This window comes from Photobacterium satsumensis, from assembly GCF_050336935.1.
Classification (GTDB): Bacteria; Pseudomonadota; Gammaproteobacteria; order Enterobacterales; family Vibrionaceae; genus Photobacterium; species Photobacterium satsumensis.
On record NZ_JAKJSK010000010.1, the window covers coordinates 21,871 to 40,521 of the forward strand.

The following is an 18,651-nucleotide window of genomic DNA, read 5'->3' on the forward strand; positions in this document are numbered from 1 at the left end:
TTGTTTTTTAGGCGTTAATTTTACCCCCTAAAATGGCGACTGCCTATATTGCCATTTCAACTCCAATAGTGTAGACCCGTGGTTGCGGGTTAGTTGTTTATGTTTTGATTATGATGTTTATGTGTATTAACTGACAAAGCCATTGGGTGCTTTGTTATTGGTATGTTCTTATTGGTGGGTTGGTGGTTTTTTATTGATAATAAGGTTTAAAAACAAGAAAAGTCTCATAGCAAAAACATGTCTGCTTTAAAATCAGCAGGCTAATACTGAAATGATGAATATCCATACGAAAAAAGCGGAATATATAAACCAATAATTATTGTAATTAATATGTTACAGCACTAAATTTGTCGACTATTTAGTAAGCAAACTAGAAGGTTGGGCTTAATAGTCACCTTTACGAATGCTTTTTTATCGATATTTTTTTGATTTTTTTTATCTAGGGCTCTCTATAACCACTGCTTTGATTGTTTTATTGGGAGTGCTGATTAATAAAACAGCGTATATAATCTGCATGAGATCAATTTTTTTGCTGTTTTATGGCTACCAAGGGTTAGAATTCGAATAATCAGGCTATTGCCGCATATTATTTATGCGGCAATAGCCTTTCCTTACACTGTGCTCTTATCTTTGTGTAGATAATGTTGTTCAAACTCACGAACAGGTTGGGGGCGGCCGAAGAAGAACCCTTGGAATTCTTCCACGCCGACACTGGTTAAAAAGTCACATTGGGATTGTGTTTCGACACCCTCCGCAACGACCTGCATATTCAGGTTGTGGGCCAGTTCTACAATTGAACGGGTGATGGCAATGTTATCTTTATTCCAGGGGAGATCTTTAATGAACTCACGATCAATTTTGAGTATATGGATAGGGAAACGGCTAAGGTAAGCCAACGAGGAGTAACCGGTGCCAAAATCATCGATTGCAATCTTTACACCCAGTGCCTCAAGTTTTATTAATTTGTCGAGAGCGGTATCGACATCTGACATGATCACGGTCTCGGTGATTTCTACTTCGAGATACTGCGGATCACAACCACTCTGGATGATCGCTTTATCAATAGTCTCGACAATATTTGAGCCTAATAGCTGTTGGGCTGAGATATTAAGAGCAAAATTGAAGTAAATACCATTGGATTGCCACGCTTTCAATTGACAGCATGCTTTTTTAATCAGGTACTCTCCAGCCTCAATAATGACACCAGAGCGCTCAAGAATGGGAATAATATTAAGTGGCGACTCATGCTCACCATATTCATTGCGCCATCTAAGCAAGGCTTCCACACCGCATACACTATGATCACTGGCATTCACTTTGGGTTGGTAGAAAAACTCATAGCGATCTGAACCTACCGTACGACGAAGTTCTGACTCCAGTTGAATTTGCAGAACACTGTTAACCCCCATTTCTGGTGTATAGAAACAAAACTGATTGCGTCCTTGCTCTTTTGCTCGGTATAGGGCGATATCGGCATACTTGCTGAGATTTTCTGCCACATCAGAATCATCAGGAAAGAAGCTGATACCGATACTTGTGGTCAAGAATAGCTCTTTGCCTTCAATGACCAGAGGGGCAGAAATGTGCTTAAGGATACGAGTGGCTATCGTGGTGACATCCTGTAGGTTGGCACTCTGTGTTAGCAAAATAGCGAACTCATCACCACCGAGCCTAGCAAGGAAATCCGTTTTTCTTAATAAGCGCTGGATACGCATGGCTGCAGTTTTGATCACCTTATCGCCAACGGCATGGCCTAAGGAATCATTGATCTGCTTGAAGTAATCCAAATCCAGCGAGAGAAGGGCGATATTTTCACCCGTGTGCTTATTGCATTTCACTGCTGCGCAGAGTTGCTGTTGCAATAGAGTGCGGTTTGGCAATTCAGTCAATAGATCGTAGTGAACCAATCGATGTAAGCGGTTTTCGAACAAGACGCGCTCAGTTATATCCTTACCTGTGGATATATAGTGGCTGATCTTTCCTCGACTATTTCGGATAGGGGCAATGGTTTTCTCTTCGTAGATGATTTGATCATCACCTTGCTTATGCGCAATAACCCGCTCGATGACATGACCCTCTTTTAATTGCTTTTGGACATGTTTGACGTCGTTGAGGTTATTGAGTGTATTTCTCAGCAGTTCAATAGACTGCTTGCCGATAATTTCTTTAGATGTTATCCCGTTATGCCTTTCGAAAGAGCGGTTTACATATTCCACTACGCCTCTTCTGTCTGTAATGATGATGGCGTCATTACTTTGTTCAAGTGCCCGAGACATGCTCTTGAGCTTCTCTTCCCGTTCAATCCAGTAAGTCACATCTCGAAGATTGAGCAAAATTTCCCGGCTTGAACTGTAGGTTGTTTCAGTGGCGATAATCTCTATATGCTTCGTTTTCAAATTGTTAAATTGCAATCGGATCTTAATGGTTGGCTGCTTCTTCTCCCGCAACTGGTGAAGTTGCTCAATAATGGCTTCAACCTGCCGCCTTGATTGCGTCCCGGGCAATAGTTTTGTCAAGGAACAACCGAGGATCTCTTTATTGCCAAGGGATAGGATTTGTCTGGCAGCGCTATTGGCGGTGACAATTCTCATGTCTTGATCAAGCGTCATCAGACCGTCGGGAACATGGCGCAATACCGTTGCATACTGCAAGGCTGTGTCTTCTATCTTTAGCGTCATCTTACGCTGTGCATTAAGTAGTTGAGACAAATGCCAAGCCAATACCAAGCAACCAGATGCCAAGCTGATGATCAATCCCGTGAAGATGACCAGCTTTAATATTCGCTTTTTTGTAAAAGCCAATTCGGTGACCGCTTCTGTCATGTTGACGCGTGAAATGATCGTCCACGGTAAATCCGAGCCTTGGAAAGGTAGGGTGAAGCTGTCTTCACCACTGAAAGCAGCGCCGGAAAAAAAACGGGTAAAGGTATAGAGGTGATCATCAATAATGACCTGCCCCGAATCTTTAAGGTTAATGTCTTGCCATAGTTGCGGGTAGCGGGTGTTGAAATCTTGCTGTTCAGGCTTGCTGAGAGAGGGCATGAACTGCCATGCACTATCGGATGTAGGCCCCAATAGCCATTGCCCGTGGTTATTCACCAACCAGTTTTGTACTTGGTCCCAACCGTATTGCCCCTTGAGCTCTTCAAGGTAGTCCATACCCAAATAATTGAGGGTTATTAGCCAGCTTTGCCCATTAATTTTGAAATGGCTGACAAAGCGCAGCATAGGCTTATGGGGTAATTCGATTTGGCCATTTTCCTGGTTCAAGTCGAACTGGGATGTGTAAAAGCCGCCAGGCTGGACCTTTAACGCTTTTTTGACATAGTCACGCTGGCTTTTATTTTGGAGTTCACTGGGAGGGACGGCTGTTGCCGTATCACCGACCTTATTGACCCGGATAATTTCCTGGCCCTCGTTATTGAGGAGCCGAACCTGATCGTAATAATGGCGTGTTGTTGACAGGCGTTGGAAACTGGCAGTCAAAATCTCGTGTTGTCTTTCTATGCTTAATGACGTCGTGGAAAGTTCTCTGGCTTTCTCTGTCAGGTATCTCAAATCCTCAATAATCGGAGCGAAATGCAGGCGGGTAATATGCAACGAGGACTGATGACGGCTGTTTTCTCGATCTTGGATGCGGTGGTTGAGCTGGTTTAAGTCTTCACTATATATATAAAAGATTGATGCTGACGTAATAGTCAGTAGGGGAATAAAAAAGAGTAAAAAACGTATTATAGCTGTCTTCATAATTCACCATGACGCACATCAACCAAGTTAGTATAGCCTTTTTGTATTTTTAGGTGCATATGAGTAAGTAAAATTAGACATACTCATCGAAATGCATATTTTTGGTGTGTAAATTTGTCTGTCGCGTCACTTTTTTGACTAATAGGGCGCTCACTTTCTATCATGGTTAATCGTTTTCACTTTTCCTTACTGCCTATTTGTCGGATTAAATCTGATTTCTTGCCTTTGCTTGTATTTAAGTGCATGTATTTTAAGTTTTTGCCGTTCCAGTCTACCTTTTCTTCTGATTGCTGAGACCTTGGATGGTGATGATAGTAGTGAAAATCTGTGGAAACGTTTACACTGTGTGGCGGTGATCACAGATTTCATTTTCAGCTTGTTGGTAGAATTGCACGCAGTTGAGAACAAGAAATTGTGATTTCTGAAGTGACTACCACAGAGTGAGTCACTGGCAGCGAACTGGGAGAGAGTGATGAAGGTATTAGTAACAGGTGGTATGGGCTACATCGGCAGCCATACCTGTGTACAAATGATTGAAGCAGGTCTTGAACCCATCATTTTGGATAACCTTTGCAATAGTAAAGAAGCCGTACTTGATCGAGTTGAAACGCTGACCGGAACAAAGCCCGCTTTCTATCATGGCGACATCCGTGACCGTGAGGTTTTAGATCAAGTCTTCTCTGAGAATGATATCCGCTCTGTTATCCATTTCGCAGGTTTGAAGGCGGTAGGTGAGTCCGTTGAAAAGCCGCTTGAATATTACGACAACAATGTTCACGGTACCTTGATGCTGGTGGATGCGATGAAGCATGCTGGGGTTAATAGTTTAGTGTTTAGCTCATCGGCAACGGTTTATGGCGATCCAGAAGAAATCCCAATCAAAGAATCCACCCCAACAGGTCAAGTGACCAACCCCTATGGCCGCAGTAAGTATATGGTAGAAGAATGTCTGCGCGATATTCAGTTGGCAGTGCCGGAAATGAGTATTACGTTATTGCGTTATTTCAACCCAGTCGGTGCCCATCCATCAGGAACTATGGGTGAAGACCCGCAAGGTATCCCTAACAACCTCATGCCGTTTATTGCCCAAGTGGCCGTAGGCCGTCGCGAATACCTTTCTGTCTTTGGCAATGATTACCCAACCCCGGATGGAACCGGAATTCGAGATTATATACATGTTATGGATTTGGCCGATGGCCACATAGCAGCATTGCGAGCAGTCGGTGAACAGGCTGGCCTTCACATCTACAACCTCGGCACAGGTAAAGGTAGCAGTGTACTTGAGATGGTTGATGCCTTCAGCCAAGCATGCGGCCACGATGTCGCTTACAAAATCTGCCCTCGCCGAGCCGGTGACATCGCTGAATGTTGGGCTGATCCTGCAAAAGCACGCACTGATTTGGGATGGGAAACCAAATTTGATGTTAGCGAGATGGCCGCTGATACATGGCGCTGGCAATCGGAAAATCCGAACGGCTACTAGTTCCCATTAGATTATTTCGGGAGCAGGTAGCGTTTTATCTCCCTGTGTTTGCCTGCTCCAGCCTGATTTTTTTGCAGTAAACCTGTAATTGCGAGTTTTGATAATGTCTGAGCAAAAGTTTAATCCAGTTGATCATCCTCATCGTCGATATAATCCTTTGACGGGCCAGTATATTTTGGTTTCCCCACACCGAGCCAAGCGTCCGTGGCAGGGGGCTGATGAGACCCCAGAACAAGCGGAAGACAAAGCGTATGATAGCGAGTGCTTTCTGTGCCCGACCAATACCCGAGTATCGGGTGACAAAAACCCTGAATATGCCGACACTTATGTGTTCAATAATGACCATGCAGCCTTAACTCAAGATACGCCAGATGCACCAGCGTCTGGCAACCCACTGTTTCGTTGTGAAAGTGCGCGCGGCTTGAGTCGTGTTATTTGTTTCTCGCCCGATCACAGCAAGACACTTCCTGAGTTGCCTGTAGGCATGATTCGTAAGGTCATTGATACCTGGAACGAACAAATTGAAGAGCTAGGTGAAAAATATGTTTGGGTGCAGGCGTTTGAAAACAAAGGCTCTGCTATGGGCTGTTCGCAGCCACACCCACATGGTCAAATTTGGGCAAATAGCTTTTTACCGAATGAAATTGCTCGTAAAGACGACAACCTACGCGCTTATTACCAAGAGCAAGGCTCAAACTTGCTGATGGATTATGCAAAAGCTGAAATGGTCGATGGGTCACGCACTGTGGTTGAAACAGATCATTGGATTGCTGTTGTACCTTACTGGGCGGCATGGCCATTTGAAACCATGCTAATGCCGAAAACGCATATCCGTCGTATGAACGACCTAACTGACGAACAACGTGATGATCTTGCGGTTGCGATTAAAAAGCTAACTAGCCGTTACGACAACCTGTTCAAGTGTTCATTCCCATATTCTATGGGCTGGCATTATGCACCTTTCTTTAAAGAGGGTGATACCTCAACGGATCACTGGCAGCTTCATGCAATTTTCTACCCGCCACTGCTTCGTTCAGCCACAGTGCGAAAGTTTATGGTGGGCTACGAAATGCTAGCCGAAAGTCAGCGTGACCTGACTGCAGAGCAGGCGGCAGACAAATTATGTGCCCTTAGCGATGTGCACTACCGTGAAGCCAAAAATCAAAAATAATAAAGAACCCAGATAGAAAGATAGGAACATTTTATGTCTAAAACACAACTGCTTATTGACGCTGTTAATACCTCATTCTCCTCCGTATTGGGTTATGAAGCGACTCACCTGATCCAAGCACCGGGCCGTGTGAACTTGATTGGTGAACACACTGATTATAACGACGGTTTTGTATTACCGTGTGCGATTGACTACCAAGCGGTCGTTGCTGCTGCCCGTCGTGATGACAACATCGTGCGTGTTGTTTCAGTTGATTATGCCAACCAAACCAAAGAGTTTGATCTAACCGCTGATATCACTTTTGATGAAGACTGCATGTGGATTAACTACATCAAAGGGGTCGTGAAGTGCCTACGCGATCGTGGTTACGAATTCGCGGGTGCCGATATCGCGGTAAGCGGAAATGTTCCACAAGGTGCTGGCTTGAGCTCATCAGCTGCGCTAGAAGTGGTCATTGGACAAACGTTTAAGACACTGTTTGCACTGGAAATTAGCCAGCAAGAGATTGCGTTGAACGGCCAGCAAGCAGAAAACGAGTTCGTCGGTTGTAACTGCGGCATTATGGATCAGCTGATCTCTGCTGAGGGTGAAGCAAACCACGCATTGCTAATTGACTGCCGCTCGCTAGAAACCACCGCGGTTTCTATGCCAGAAGATATGGCTGTGGTGATCATCAACTCTAACAAGAAGCGTGGGTTGGTTGACAGTGAATACAACACCCGTCGAGTGCAGTGCGAAGAAGCGGCGCGTATTTTCGGTGTGAAAGCGCTACGTGATGTCACCATTGAGCAGTTCAACGCCCGTGTTGATGAGTTGGATGAGATGGTTGCTAAACGTGCTCGCCACGTGATCACCGAAAACGACCGTACCGAAGAAGCTGCAATCGCCCTAAGCCAGAGTGACATCAAGCGTATGGGTGAGCTGATGGCTGAATCCCATGCATCAATGCGCGATGATTTTGAAATCACCGTCCCTGAAATTGATTTTATCGTTGATATTGTGAAAGACGTCATCGGCGACCAAGGTGGTGTGCGTATGACCGGTGGTGGCTTTGGTGGCTGTATTGTTTCTATTATACCACCGGCACTGGTTGATGAAGTGACAGCCGTACTTGCTGAAAAGTATGAAGCGAAGACTGGGCTAAAAGAAAGCATCTATGTGTGTAAAGCAAAAGCTGGCGCTGGCGCGATTGCCTAAGTTGAGTTTGCTCAAATAAGGAATAATAAATGACACTACCTCATAAAGTGTTAGCGCTGCACGAAACCATGACCATGGAGGCGGCCTTTGATGGCCGTCCTGCTAACCTATTTACCCTGATCAATGCTTCAGGAATGACCGCAACCTTCATGGATATCGGTGCCACTTGGTTAAGTTGTACTGTGCCGGTGAGAGGAGAATATGGTGAGAATAGCGAAGCTCGTGAAGTGTTACTAGGTTGTTCAACCATGGCAGAGCACCAACAGCAAAGTGCTTACTTTGGTGCGACAGTCGGGCGTTTCGCCAACCGTATTGCGCAAGGTCACTTCACCATTGATGGTAAAGCATCCCAAGTGGCTATCAATCAAGCCGGTAATACACTGCATGGTGGCCCAGAAGGTTATGATAAGCGTCGCTGGACTTTAGATTTCCAAAGCAACTCGAAACTGGTGTTTAGTTTGCTATCGGAAGATGGCGATCAAGGCTTCCCGGGCAAGCTTGAAGTGAAAGTAACCTTTGAACTGACAATAGATAATACGGTAGCTATTAGCTATCAGGCGGTTTGCGATAAGCCATGCCCGGTGAACTTAACCAATCACGCGTACTTTAATTTGGCTGGTGAAGACTCAGATCAAGATTGTCTAAACCATCATGTAACGTTAGCTGCTGATCATTTTGTACCGACATCCGACGTAGGTATCCCTACAGGGGAGCTGAAATCAGTCGAACATACAGGTTTTGATTTCCGAAAAGGTAAAACCATCGGATGTGATTTGCTGGTTGACCCTGAGCAAGAATTAGCTAAAGGGTATGATCATGCCTTTATTTTGCTACCTGAAATGACGGATGGGATCAGTGATTTTGCCAAAGTCGTCTCACCTGATCAGAAAGTGACAATGACGGTACAAACCACCAAGCCAGCGGTACAACTTTATACCGGTAACTTCTTGTCTGGTACTAAAGGAACATCTGCGGAATATGGCATTCACCAAGGTTTTTGCATAGAGACTGAATATCTGCCTGATGCACCGAACCACCCTGAATGGCCTGGTGATAGCATTTTGCGCCCAAATCAAACCTATGCTCATTCCACCGGTTACCGATTTACCTTTTAATTGTTTTGTTTTACGTTGTTGAAATTGGGGTTTGCCCGCTCAAATGAGCGGGCTTTTTTGTGCTTGCAATACATTGAAGCTCAAACAAGGGTGTAATGCTAGGTAGAGAGCATATGAAGTTTCAGAGCCTCACCTATGAGGTCAGTTCAAGGAAAATAGCCGAATGTAATAGCCTATTTCGAGGGTATTTGTATATAACTATGGACTAAGATCTAAAGCAAATATGAACGTTGATATTGATGACCTCGCTGGGAGGAAATAATGAAAGGAAACGTTGCCAATTATGATATTTGGTTAAAAGCCCGCCTTGAGCTTTTAGAAAAAGAGAAAGCGTACTCCCGGCTTCGTGATGAGCTGACCCGGGAAAGGCAAGCCTTACCGTGGGTTAAGGTCGAGAAAGACTACGTCTTTAACTCAGAACAAGGCGAGGTTCACTTAGGTGAACTTTTTGGTGATAAGTCGCAGTTAATTGTCCAGCACTTTATGTTTGAACCTGACTGGGAGGCTGGATGTAAATCATGCTCATATATGGCTGATCATATTGATCCGGCCACCGTGCATTTGGCACAGAGGGATACTGCATTTGTTGCTATATCGATTGCCCCAATTTCCAAGTTGAGTGACTACAAACGCCGAATGAACTGGCAGTTCAACTGGGTTTCTTCACAGCATTCTAGCTTCAATAGAGATTTCCAAGTGTCGTTTAGCGATGAAGAACGAACAACACAGCAAGTCACCTATAACTATCAAGAACGTACGTCATTCCCATGTAATGAAGCGCCGGGTATCAGCACCTTTGTCCGTGATGAGAACGGTGATATTTTCCATACTTATTCGGTATATGGCCGTGGGCTTGAAAAAGTGATGACAGCTTATGATTTGTTAGACATGGCTCCTAAAGGCCGAGATGAAGGCGGAAAAAATATGTTCTGGTTACGGCGAAAAGATGAATATGGTGAATAATAGTTAACATCAATGGAGAAGAAAGACATAGTGGTATTCTACACTTAGCTTTATGTAACTAACTCACTGATACTGTTGAGATATTGCTTTTGATCGCATATTTGAATGCAGTTATTTGCTCGTAAAGGGGCTGTCTTATAAGGTGAGGCCTATTTTTGCTTTCAAGTGAGTTAGTTAACTATGAATTTATTAAGAATATCAGCCGTTGTAATAGCCGGTTCACTAATGTTTGGTTGTGCATCACCGGCCAAAGTAGAAAATATGAAAATTGACGATTCTGTCAATATGACATTTGATGAACAATTAACGAACTCTATTGCGGTAAATGATGTTGGTGGTGGAGAAGACACTAACCCAATGTGGACTTCAGAGATCGGTAATACTGAATTTGAATCTGCATTAAAAGACTCACTTCAGTTACTGTACTTGATTTCAAAAGATGACCAACCTGAATATGAACTATCTGCTCAATTAATGGAAGTCGATCAGCCTTCATTTGGTTTGGATATGGAAGTGACGTCATCGATACGTTATGTGTTGGTTGATAAGAGCAGTAAAGAAGTTATCTTCGATGAAGTTGTGGTTGCCCCATATACGGCCACATTTGGAGATGCATTTAGTGGGGTTGAGCGATTAAGAATGGCAAATGAAGGTTCCGCAAAGTCGAATATTACTGGCTTCCTTGAAAAATTGTCAGCGTTAGAAATCGATAAATCGAAGGTCGAGCTAGTCAATTAATACACTTTCAGCATAAGTTTGTACTAGCAAGTTGTTCAAAGCCGAGTACGGTCAAGAGTTATTCGTTTTATTTCAGGGCATGGTGAGCTATCTAAGTCGCGATGCCCGTCATACGTACAGCTCAACGTTGTGTGAATTTCTCTACCACAGGGTATAATCACACATTGATATTTTGGGTACTGTGTATTGGTTGATGAATGAAAAAAAACACGATGACTTTCATCGTCACTTTCGTGTCGGTGTTTTGTGCAATAACGGCTAAGAACTTCCTTGTTGGTGCATTCTTAGGGGCGAGTGAGCTACACTTTGTGCTCGATACACTGATACTACTTGTGATTTATGTGCCTATTTACTTCGCTTTCACGAGGCTAGGTAAACGCTTCGTGAGTAATGAATAAACGAGCTCTTCGTTGTTAAACGGCACAAGCTGGTACTTTCATTTGAGTACCAGCTATATAAGGTAATAAGTCATTCTCTTCGGTTGGCCTTAACTGCGATTAGCATGACTGAGAAGGTTAATGAGCTCGTTTTCGGTTTTTGGGGTTTTGTCTAATTGGATGTGAGGGGAAGAACCGCCCCAAAGCATGTAGGCTGTATCGGTACAATGGTCATGGTGGAACCATTTTCCGTCTATACAGATGTCGGTATAACATCTTGGATCTTGAATAAGCTCCATATACACTCGTCCTTTTGTGTTTAACATGTTTCCAACATACGACCAACTGACATGCAATAAATTGATCTCAGTCATTAACGCATACATTTTTTGTATTAAACGCCTCGGAAAGCACTTTGTAACTTGCACTCATAGACAGTGAAACTATTCCTATAAACCCTTCTTCTTAAAGTTATTAATGGATTTGTATTAGCTTTTAATTCAACGGAATGAATATATGCTACAACGTAACGCAAGGTGTACCTGCGGAAGCATGGCTGGTTTAGCTTTTCATGTGATCTAGAAAAGTGGCATTAGTCCGCTCAAAACCGGTACCAGATAGTTGAAAACAGGTTCAATGCTCTAATATATGGTAGATCTTTGAAAACAGCCCCCTACAAACTGTGATGGTTTTTCCGTCGTTGATCTTTGACTAGAAATCTTAATGGTTGCCGCTAATTTCTTGAGCTAAAGACAAATATGATTTTTTTGTGTTTATTTACTCAAGGAAAAGAGCATGGCAAAGACAACAAGTATTGGAAAAAAGCCCAAGGTTTGCTTAGTACTGCAAGGGGGCGGGGCGCTGGGGGCTTATCATATCGGTGCCTATCAGGCATTGGAAGAAGCGGGCTTCACTCCGGATTGGTTTGCAGGTATCTCGATTGGGGCTTTAAATGCCACCATTCTGGCTGGAAACGAACCTGATAAGCGGCTTACACAGCTAGAAACATTCTGGGAGATGATTTCAAGAGCGGGGACGGATATGAAAATCCCAACCGAGTTTGCCTCGGCGTTTAATATGCTTAGTGCCTCGTCAGCGTTAGTTTTTGGCCAACCGAACTTTTTCTCTCCGCGGTTAATCAATCCTTGGATTGCTCCTCCTGGTGAAGGAGCGACAAGTTTCTACAATACTGCACCGCTGTTTGGCACTTTGGATGATCTCTCTGACTTTGACTTGATCAATAGCAATCAAGTGCGTCTCACTGTGGGGGCGACGCGGGTGACTGATGGTGAGTTGGTATTCTTTGACAGTCAATCCGATACCATGGCACCAGCCCATGCTGTCGCGAGTGGATCCCTGCCGCCGGGATTTCCTGCCACAAAGATCGGTGAAGATCATTATTGGGATGGCGGGGTGGTGTCCAACACACCCCTTACCGGTATTCTCGATTTAGCACAAGACGAAGATTTATTGATTTTCATGGTCGATCTTTGGAACGCCAATGGTGAGCTGCCCAAAACGATGGCAGAAGTAATATGGCGCGAGAAAGAGATTCAATATGCGAGTCGTACCTGCGAGCATCTCGAAGCGCTGGTGGCCAAACGTAATCTCGATCATTTAAAACAGACAGTGCCTGAATTAATTGCGAGTGCTCAGGTGCCGGATGTTACCGCTTTAAAAGCGGGCAGTAAAATTGATATTGTTCACATTACTTTTGATCCTTTACAAGGCCATATTCCACTTAGTGATACAGAGTTCTCTCGCCGCTCTATTCGGTTACGCCGCGAGTGTGGATATGAGGACATGCAGCAGGCTTTGAAAGAAGCACCATGGACCCAAGCTGACGATGTATTACCAGCGCATTTTCACCCACGTCATAAAGATGGCTCTTGGCTAAAACAGAGCAAAGTGAAAAAACTACAGAAAGTCTCTTAACAAGTTGACGTTGCTCTAAATAAGAAGCCCTGCATTGCAGGGCTTGATCTAGGTGAAGATAAAAGCCGTTAAAGGCTAGCTTGCCGAGAAGGTAAACTTGCCAATAGAGTTGTGGAATGCAGCGACTAGGTTATTGACTTGTTTTACAGCCCCTTGAACATCATTGGCTGAATGCTGGTTGTTGGTCGCCATCTCGGCAATTTTCTGCACACGTTCAGCCAGCTCTAAGTTTGCGCTGGACTGTTCATGCAATGAGCCGGTGACTTCATCGATCAATAACATTAGATCTTGTGACATGCCCTGCATCGAACGCACTTTTTTTTCTGCCTCCACGGTTTGGGCCATGTTTTGTTCAACCGCACCGACACTGACTTCTATATGGCTGACTGTTGATTCAATCCCAGATCGTAGCTCTTGTATGGTTGAGGCTATTTGTTTGGTCGAGTCGGATGTTCTGACGGCAAGGTGCCGGACTTCATCGGCGACAACCGCAAAACCACGGCCTTGATCACCAGCACGTGCAGCTTCGATAGCTGCGTTGAGGGCGAGGAGGTTGGTCTGTTCGGCAACATCATTGATGACATTGACAATACCTTCAATCTCTTTGGAATGGTAATCTAACTCAGAGACGGCATCGCTTGAACGACGGGATTTTTCCGACAATACACTGATATTGTCAATCGCTTTCAGCATCGTTGAGGCACCGATATTCGCTTGCTCTCCACTGTCATTTGAGAGGGACTTTATTTTATCGGCATCGAGTGAAATGGTAAGAATGCTCTGGCTGAATTGCTCAACAACCGCGGCGATGGAGCCGGTATCATCTGATTGGCGATCAGAGGAACTGACAATGTGGTTGGCTAGTTCATCAAGTTTTGCCGCTTCTTTGTCGAGTGCTTCGGCTCCGTTCTGAACCCCTTGCAACGTATTTTCAAAAGTGACCATCAGGCTATTGAATGCTAAGCCAACATCAGATATTTCATTGTTGCCTTGTTTGGGCACTCGTACGGTGAGATCAAGATTACTTTCTGCTTGTAGAATAAGTGACTGCAGCCTTGCCAGTGGTGAGGTGATGCTTTTGGTGATGTAGAGCGAGACAGCAATAAGCCCGATAGCCAAAACCGCAATCAATACCAGGAGATCTCTTATGTTTTGGTAAAAGACGGTATCAACATCATCGACATAAAGCCCGGTGTTGAGTACCCAGCCCCAAGGTTGAAAAGGGAGTGAGTAGGCAATTTTAGGATAGGGAGTCTCATCTGCCCCTGCTTTTTGCCAGTGGTAAGTCACAAATCCTCCGCCTTGTTTGGCAGCCTCGACTTGCTCACTGACAATAAGTACACCGTTGATATCTTTTAGGTTTGAGAGATCTCGACCGTTTAAATGTGGGCTAATAGGGTGATGTATCATGGTGCTTTTCATGTCATACACCATAAAGTATCCATTGTCGCCATAGCGCATGGCATTAAGTGCCGATATTGCCCTTTTCTGCGCTTCTTGAACTGTTATTTTGCCTTGTTGAGCTTGATTATAGAGATCCGAGACGAGAGTTTCAGCTGACTCGACAAGGACTTGGATTTGATGTTTACGTTCACCAAGCATGCTGTCTTTCTTGTCAAACAGTGCAAACAAGGTGGCTGTAATGAGGGATACGACCGCGATCAGAATGATCAGCATCAAGCGTTGTTTAATAGATAGAGTGTTCATGGTTTCCTCCATGTCCCCATAAAATGTAAGTATTTTATAAACTTATTGTCCAACTCACTTTAGTCTAGCAATGCAGACATGAATTGCTTGATATTTGGATGTTAATAATCCCGTGGTAATTAATTGACTAGCCTGGATTGAGTGCTGGAAAAAGCATTGGCTGTACTCAGTCACTTCACTCGTTGCCACCTACCTTCAAGTTCCGAGTAACAAATTGCTCAGTTGTAATTTCCATATTTTCAGTGATTTGCGCTGTAATTTTGAATAACGTTAAAGCTATTTATTGCTTTGTGTGTAAAGTCGGGGGAAGTGGGTTTATTCAAAACTATTTACCAATTTTATTAAGACAGAAATTTAGAGGATTGCTAGGTATGATGGTTGGAAAAAGCTATTGGTATCGTGTTAGCAGTATGATTGGCTGCGTGCTTGTCTGTAGTTTATTGGTGTTTTCCTATTTAGCATTCGCCGATAGTAACTTTGATAAAGGAAAAATGGAGCGTTATCTAAATTCTTTAGCCGCTAATGATAAAGCTGCCTTGGGTGTGGTTATTATTGATAAGGGTAAAGAGGTATACAGTTATCAAACAGCCATTCCCTCATCGTTAAAGAAAGAACAGTCTAACTTTGATAAAAAATATAAAGCAGGGTCGATTACAAAAACATTTACATCCACTCTAATTTTTCAATTAATAGAGCAAGGTAAAATTGAATTATCTACACCTCTTTCAAAGTTCTATCCTGAGTTTGATAACGCTGGTGACATTACAATCGGGCATATGTTATCTCATCGTAGTGGACTTTATAATTATACTAACGCTACAGAGTTCATAACATATTTTAATACGTACCAGACCAAAGAAGCGATGTTACAGCGTATCGCCTCTTATCCAGTGGCTTTTCCTCCAAATAAAAAGCATGAATACTCTAATACCAACTACCTTCTTTTAGGTTACATCCTTGAAGATGTAACGGGTAAGAGCTATGGCGAAGTCGTAAAGGAAAACATCATTGATCGGGTCGGGTTGGAAAACACTGAATATTGTGCGAGTGAAACCAGTTGTGGGCAAGATCTGGAGTCTTTTTACTTTTCTAGTAATCAATGGTTTAAGTCACCATCATGGTCTATGAGTGTAGCGTCAGCTGCCGGTGCTATCATTTCAACACCATATGATTTAACAACATTCATTCGTGCGCTTTTCAATGGCGAGTTGGTCTCTGAGGATTCTCTTAAGCAAATGAAAGGGACCTCAAATTTGTCGAGTAAGGGATTATTTAGACTACCGCTGTACTCTAAATATTCTTATGGCCACCGTGGCTTGATAGAGAGTTTCAACTCTGATGTGAGCTATTTTGAAAGTGACGATCTGGCTGTGGCAATCAATGTCGATGCGCTAAATTATAACTTCAATGACATCACAACAGGCATATTGAGCATTTATTATGGCATGCCATTTACGCTCCCTGACTTTGAGCGCGAGCCAATGACTGTCGCGGTTGATAATTTAAAAGGGTATGAAGGTAGTTATACGAGCCCTGACTTTGATTTGGATATTAATCTTTCAGTGAAAAACGGGATTTTGATGTTGCAAGCGACGGGTCAAGAGGCTATTCCGTTGGAAGCCTATAGCGAACATGAATTTGAATTCAAGCCTGCCGGTATATTGTGCAAGTTTGGAATGACCGCATCGGGTGATATTGACTACTCTAAGTTTGCCCTGCATCAAGGTAATTTGACGTTTGCTTATCAACGCCAGTAGCCCACTCTGTACTTTTAGGTCACTTGGGTATAGTGCCTCGTTGGGACAGTACTGTGGGCGGCCTAACTACTTCAGCTGTAGTGATTTCACATAGGTCGTCGATAGCTTGAAAGAGTCGCAGGTGTGTTTGGCAACGGAGTGTTCAAAAAGCTGTCCGTTATCCAGGTAGGCGCGCTGAGAGACGGTAACTAAATGCTCGCCCTCAGGAATAATTAACCATTGGCTTTCTTGTTTGTTGGCTTGATCCACGGTGATCGTCAGGTTTGCACTGTGGATCCCTTGGTTTAGGGTGTCGGTTATGTAGCCGTAGATGGAATCTTCAGCTTGTTCAAGAGTCAGTCCTGTCACCACAGCAACGGGCATATAGGTATATTCAACGATAGTTGGCTGGTCATCTAGCGAGCGTAACCTAATGATTTCATAAAGGTGATCACCAAGCTGCCCACAGACTAATTCTGCGGTATCAGTATCAGCTTCGATAATACGAAAGTGCTTGACCTGTGTGGTGACTTTTTTCCCGGTGCCCTCGTAACGTAGCTTAGTGCCTTGTAAGTGGGTATCAGGTTGCTGAGGAGGGGTACTCTTAATAAACGAACCGGCCCCTCTTTTACGGACAACAATACCTTCCTTCACCAGGATATCCATCGCTTTTTTTAGGGTGATTTCACTGCATTCAAACTCGGCGGCGAGTTTTTTCCCTTCAGGAAGTTTCTCTGCAGCGTTGTATTCACCAGATTGAATGCGAGCTTTAAGTTGCTGATAGATAGCCTGATATTTGTTCATTGTTGTTTCATACACGTTAGGGATTGGCACAAGCAGAATACCTTAAATAGCTCTTTATAACAGCGGCTGATAGTGTGTTTAATGTGATCTATGTATGGTTATTGGTTTTCGTTGAGTGTAAAACCATATGGTTTTGGTTAGGGTCTTGCTATCAGCGTTGTTTGCACTAGGTGGTAACGAGCGACTTTTTGCAAACTGAATACATTAATGGCTAGCCTAGCTAGGGTGAAATATGAGTTTTCAAAAAGAGTTTTTGTGGGGGAGTGCATCTGCCGCTTACCAAATAGAAGGTGCATCAAATCTTGATGGTAAAGGCGATTCAATCTGGGATGTTTATTCTCGTGTACCTGGGAATACTTTCAAAAATACGACTGGTGAGGTCGCGATTGATTTTTATAACCGCTTTGAGGAAGACATTGCTTTAATGAAGGAGATGGGTCTACAGGCTTATCGATTCTCGGTATCTTGGCCACGAATCATGACTGATGGTCGTACGGTTAACCCACAGGGTGTGGAGTTCTATCATAAAGTTATCGATGCCCTGATTGCTAATGGCATTACCCCTATCTTGACGGTTTACCATTGGGATTTACCTCAGGCACTGCAAGATGAATATCAAGGGTGGGAAAGCCGCAAAATCATTGAAGATTTTACCCGTTACTGTGAAGTGTTGTTCGAAGAGTACGGTGACAAAGTGCCGTATTGGGTCAGCCTCAATGAGCAGAATATTTTTACCAGCTTAGGTTACTTGCAAGCAATTCACCCGCCGAAAGTGTCTGACTTCCAGCGTTTTATTAATGCCAACCATATTGCCAATCTGGCTAATGCCAGTGCGGTGAAGAAATTCCGTGAAATGGGCATCAACGCCCAAATTGGCGCCAGTTTTGCCTATAGTCCAGCTTATGCGCAGTCAGCGAAACCTGAAGATGTCATTGCGGCGGAAGATGCCCAAGAGCTGCAAGATCTGTTCTGGATGGATGTGTATGCCAAAGGCCGTTATCCAAAAATTGCCTTGAAGCGATTGGAAAAATTAAATATCCACATCGACTTCCACCCAGGTGATAAAGAGCTATTGGCTGCTGGTGTATGCGACTTCATGGGGTTGAATTACTACCAGTCTGCGACTTTTGTCGCGGCAGAGAATAAACAAACTACAGCCCAGACCGGTAATGCCTCTCAAGTATCAGTTGTTTCTGAAATCAGTGAAATTCCAACCGATAAGCTATTTGCTCGCGCGGATAACGAATATCTGGATATGACCGATTGGAATTGGGCTATTGACCCAAATGGCCTGCGTGTCGCACTGCGCCGAATTACTTCCCGCTATGAGCTTCCTATCCTTATTAGCGAAAATGGCCTTGGTGCCTTCGATACGTTGACGGAACAAGGCAAGGTACACGATGACTACCGGATAGACTTCCTGCGCCGCCATGTCGAAGCGATTTCAGATGCTATTGATGATGGTTGTGAGGTTATCGGTTATTGTACTTGGTCCTGCCAAGACCTATTCAGCTGGTTAAACGGCTACGCTAAGCGCTATGGTTTCATTTATGTCGACCGTGACGAAGAGAGCGAGAAAGAGCTCAAGCGCTATAAGAAAGACAGTTTCTACTGGTATCAAAAAGTCATTGAAACGAATGGCGAGCAGTTAGATTAAAATATTACCCCAACGTTTGTTT

General features: G+C 43.9%; 14 protein-coding genes. 10 read left to right on the plus strand and 4 right to left on the minus strand.

All coding sequences use genetic code 11. The features are described from left to right. Positions 1-611 precede the first annotated feature (611 nt). A complete protein-coding gene (locus L4D79_RS20105) occupies positions 612-3,746 on the minus strand; it encodes a sensor domain-containing protein (protein WP_428653662.1) in 3,135 nt (1,044 codons plus the stop codon). Positions 3,747-4,218: 472 nt separating this feature from the next. Here L4D79_RS20105 and galE point away from each other — a divergent pair, with 472 nt between their 5' ends. From galE to L4D79_RS20140, 7 genes are all read left to right on the plus strand, one after another. Then, positions 4,219-5,229, plus strand: a complete 1,011-nt coding sequence (gene galE / locus L4D79_RS20110) for a UDP-glucose 4-epimerase GalE (protein ID WP_428653664.1) — start codon at positions 4,219-4,221, stop codon at positions 5,227-5,229. Between the two features lie 103 nt (positions 5,230-5,332). After that, complete coding sequence (locus tag L4D79_RS20115; protein WP_428653666.1) at positions 5,333-6,400, plus strand: UDP-glucose--hexose-1-phosphate uridylyltransferase; 1,068 nt, start codon at positions 5,333-5,335, stop codon at positions 6,398-6,400. Positions 6,401-6,433: 33 nt separating this feature from the next. Next, positions 6,434-7,597, plus strand: coding sequence for a galactokinase (gene galK, locus L4D79_RS20120; protein WP_428653668.1), 1,164 nt, complete (start codon positions 6,434-6,436; stop codon positions 7,595-7,597). A gap of 29 nt (positions 7,598-7,626) precedes the next feature. Further along, positions 7,627-8,712, plus strand: a complete 1,086-nt coding sequence (gene galM / locus L4D79_RS20125; protein ID WP_428653670.1) for a galactose-1-epimerase — start codon at positions 7,627-7,629, stop codon at positions 8,710-8,712. Between the two features lie 261 nt (positions 8,713-8,973). Next, positions 8,974-9,675: a DUF899 domain-containing protein gene (locus tag L4D79_RS20130; RefSeq protein ID WP_428653671.1), complete on the plus strand. Its 702-nt coding sequence runs from the start codon at positions 8,974-8,976 to the stop codon at positions 9,673-9,675. Positions 9,676-9,855: 180 nt separating this feature from the next. Next, entirely contained in the window at positions 9,856-10,413 is a 558-nt protein-coding gene (locus L4D79_RS20135; RefSeq protein ID WP_428653672.1) for a hypothetical protein, read from the plus strand. A 197-nt stretch (positions 10,414-10,610) separates the two neighbouring features. Then, positions 10,611-10,811, plus strand: a complete 201-nt coding sequence (locus L4D79_RS20140) for a hypothetical protein (RefSeq protein ID WP_428653674.1) — start codon at positions 10,611-10,613, stop codon at positions 10,809-10,811. 89 nt (positions 10,812-10,900) lie between these two features. Here the strand turns inward: L4D79_RS20140 and L4D79_RS20145 are convergent, their stop codons facing one another. Beyond that, positions 10,901-11,089 (minus strand): hypothetical protein, encoded by a 189-nt coding sequence (locus tag L4D79_RS20145; RefSeq protein ID WP_428653676.1) that lies wholly within the window; start codon positions 11,087-11,089, stop codon positions 10,901-10,903. A 496-nt stretch (positions 11,090-11,585) separates the two neighbouring features. On the opposite strand from L4D79_RS20145, the gene L4D79_RS20150 reads away from it, so the two are divergent. Beyond that, positions 11,586-12,725 (plus strand): patatin-like phospholipase family protein, encoded by a 1,140-nt coding sequence (locus L4D79_RS20150; RefSeq protein WP_428653678.1) that lies wholly within the window; start codon positions 11,586-11,588, stop codon positions 12,723-12,725. 75 nt (positions 12,726-12,800) lie between these two features. Here L4D79_RS20150 and L4D79_RS20155 read toward each other — a convergent pair whose 3' ends face one another. After that, positions 12,801-14,432, minus strand: coding sequence for a methyl-accepting chemotaxis protein (locus L4D79_RS20155; RefSeq protein ID WP_428653681.1), 1,632 nt, complete (start codon positions 14,430-14,432; stop codon positions 12,801-12,803). 371 nt (positions 14,433-14,803) lie between these two features. Here L4D79_RS20155 and L4D79_RS20160 point away from each other — a divergent pair, with 371 nt between their 5' ends. Beyond that, the gene (locus L4D79_RS20160; RefSeq protein WP_428653683.1) at positions 14,804-16,189 is read left to right on the plus strand and encodes a serine hydrolase domain-containing protein; all 1,386 of its coding nucleotides are present in this window, start codon (positions 14,804-14,806) and stop codon (positions 16,187-16,189) included. 66 nt (positions 16,190-16,255) lie between these two features. On the opposite strand, the gene L4D79_RS20165 is transcribed toward L4D79_RS20160, so the two are convergent. Then, a complete protein-coding gene (locus tag L4D79_RS20165) occupies positions 16,256-16,972 on the minus strand; it encodes a GntR family transcriptional regulator (RefSeq protein WP_428653685.1) in 717 nt (238 codons plus the stop codon). A gap of 232 nt (positions 16,973-17,204) precedes the next feature. On the opposite strand from L4D79_RS20165, the gene L4D79_RS20170 reads away from it, so the two are divergent. Beyond that, positions 17,205-18,629, plus strand: a complete 1,425-nt coding sequence (locus L4D79_RS20170; protein WP_428653687.1) for a glycoside hydrolase family 1 protein — start codon at positions 17,205-17,207, stop codon at positions 18,627-18,629. The last annotated feature ends 22 nt before the right edge of the window (positions 18,630-18,651 follow it).

Excerpts from the sequence above, each read along its gene's own strand:
- L4D79_RS20140 (WP_428653674.1), top strand. The coding sequence starts at position 10,611 with ATGAAAAAAAACACGATGACTTTCATCGTCACTTTCGTGTCGGTGTTT.
- L4D79_RS20155 (WP_428653681.1), bottom strand. The coding sequence starts at position 14,432 with ATGAACACTCTATCTATTAAACAACGCTTGATGCTGATCATTCTGATC.
- galM (WP_428653670.1), top strand. The coding sequence starts at position 7,627 with ATGACACTACCTCATAAAGTGTTAGCGCTGCACGAAACCATGACCATG.
- L4D79_RS20130 (WP_428653671.1), top strand. The coding sequence starts at position 8,974 with ATGAAAGGAAACGTTGCCAATTATGATATTTGGTTAAAAGCCCGCCTT.
- L4D79_RS20160 (WP_428653683.1), top strand. The coding sequence starts at position 14,804 with ATGATGGTTGGAAAAAGCTATTGGTATCGTGTTAGCAGTATGATTGGC.
- L4D79_RS20150 (WP_428653678.1), top strand. The coding sequence starts at position 11,586 with ATGGCAAAGACAACAAGTATTGGAAAAAAGCCCAAGGTTTGCTTAGTA.
- L4D79_RS20115 (WP_428653666.1), top strand. The coding sequence starts at position 5,333 with ATGTCTGAGCAAAAGTTTAATCCAGTTGATCATCCTCATCGTCGATAT.
- L4D79_RS20135 (WP_428653672.1), top strand. The coding sequence starts at position 9,856 with ATGAATTTATTAAGAATATCAGCCGTTGTAATAGCCGGTTCACTAATG.
- L4D79_RS20165 (WP_428653685.1), bottom strand. The coding sequence starts at position 16,972 with ATGAACAAATATCAGGCTATCTATCAGCAACTTAAAGCTCGCATTCAA.
- galE (WP_428653664.1), top strand. The coding sequence starts at position 4,219 with ATGAAGGTATTAGTAACAGGTGGTATGGGCTACATCGGCAGCCATACC.
- galK (WP_428653668.1), top strand. The coding sequence starts at position 6,434 with ATGTCTAAAACACAACTGCTTATTGACGCTGTTAATACCTCATTCTCC.
- L4D79_RS20145 (WP_428653676.1), bottom strand. The coding sequence starts at position 11,089 with ATGGAGCTTATTCAAGATCCAAGATGTTATACCGACATCTGTATAGAC.
- L4D79_RS20170 (WP_428653687.1), top strand. The coding sequence starts at position 17,205 with ATGAGTTTTCAAAAAGAGTTTTTGTGGGGGAGTGCATCTGCCGCTTAC.
- L4D79_RS20105 (WP_428653662.1), bottom strand. The coding sequence starts at position 3,746 with ATGAAGACAGCTATAATACGTTTTTTACTCTTTTTTATTCCCCTACTG.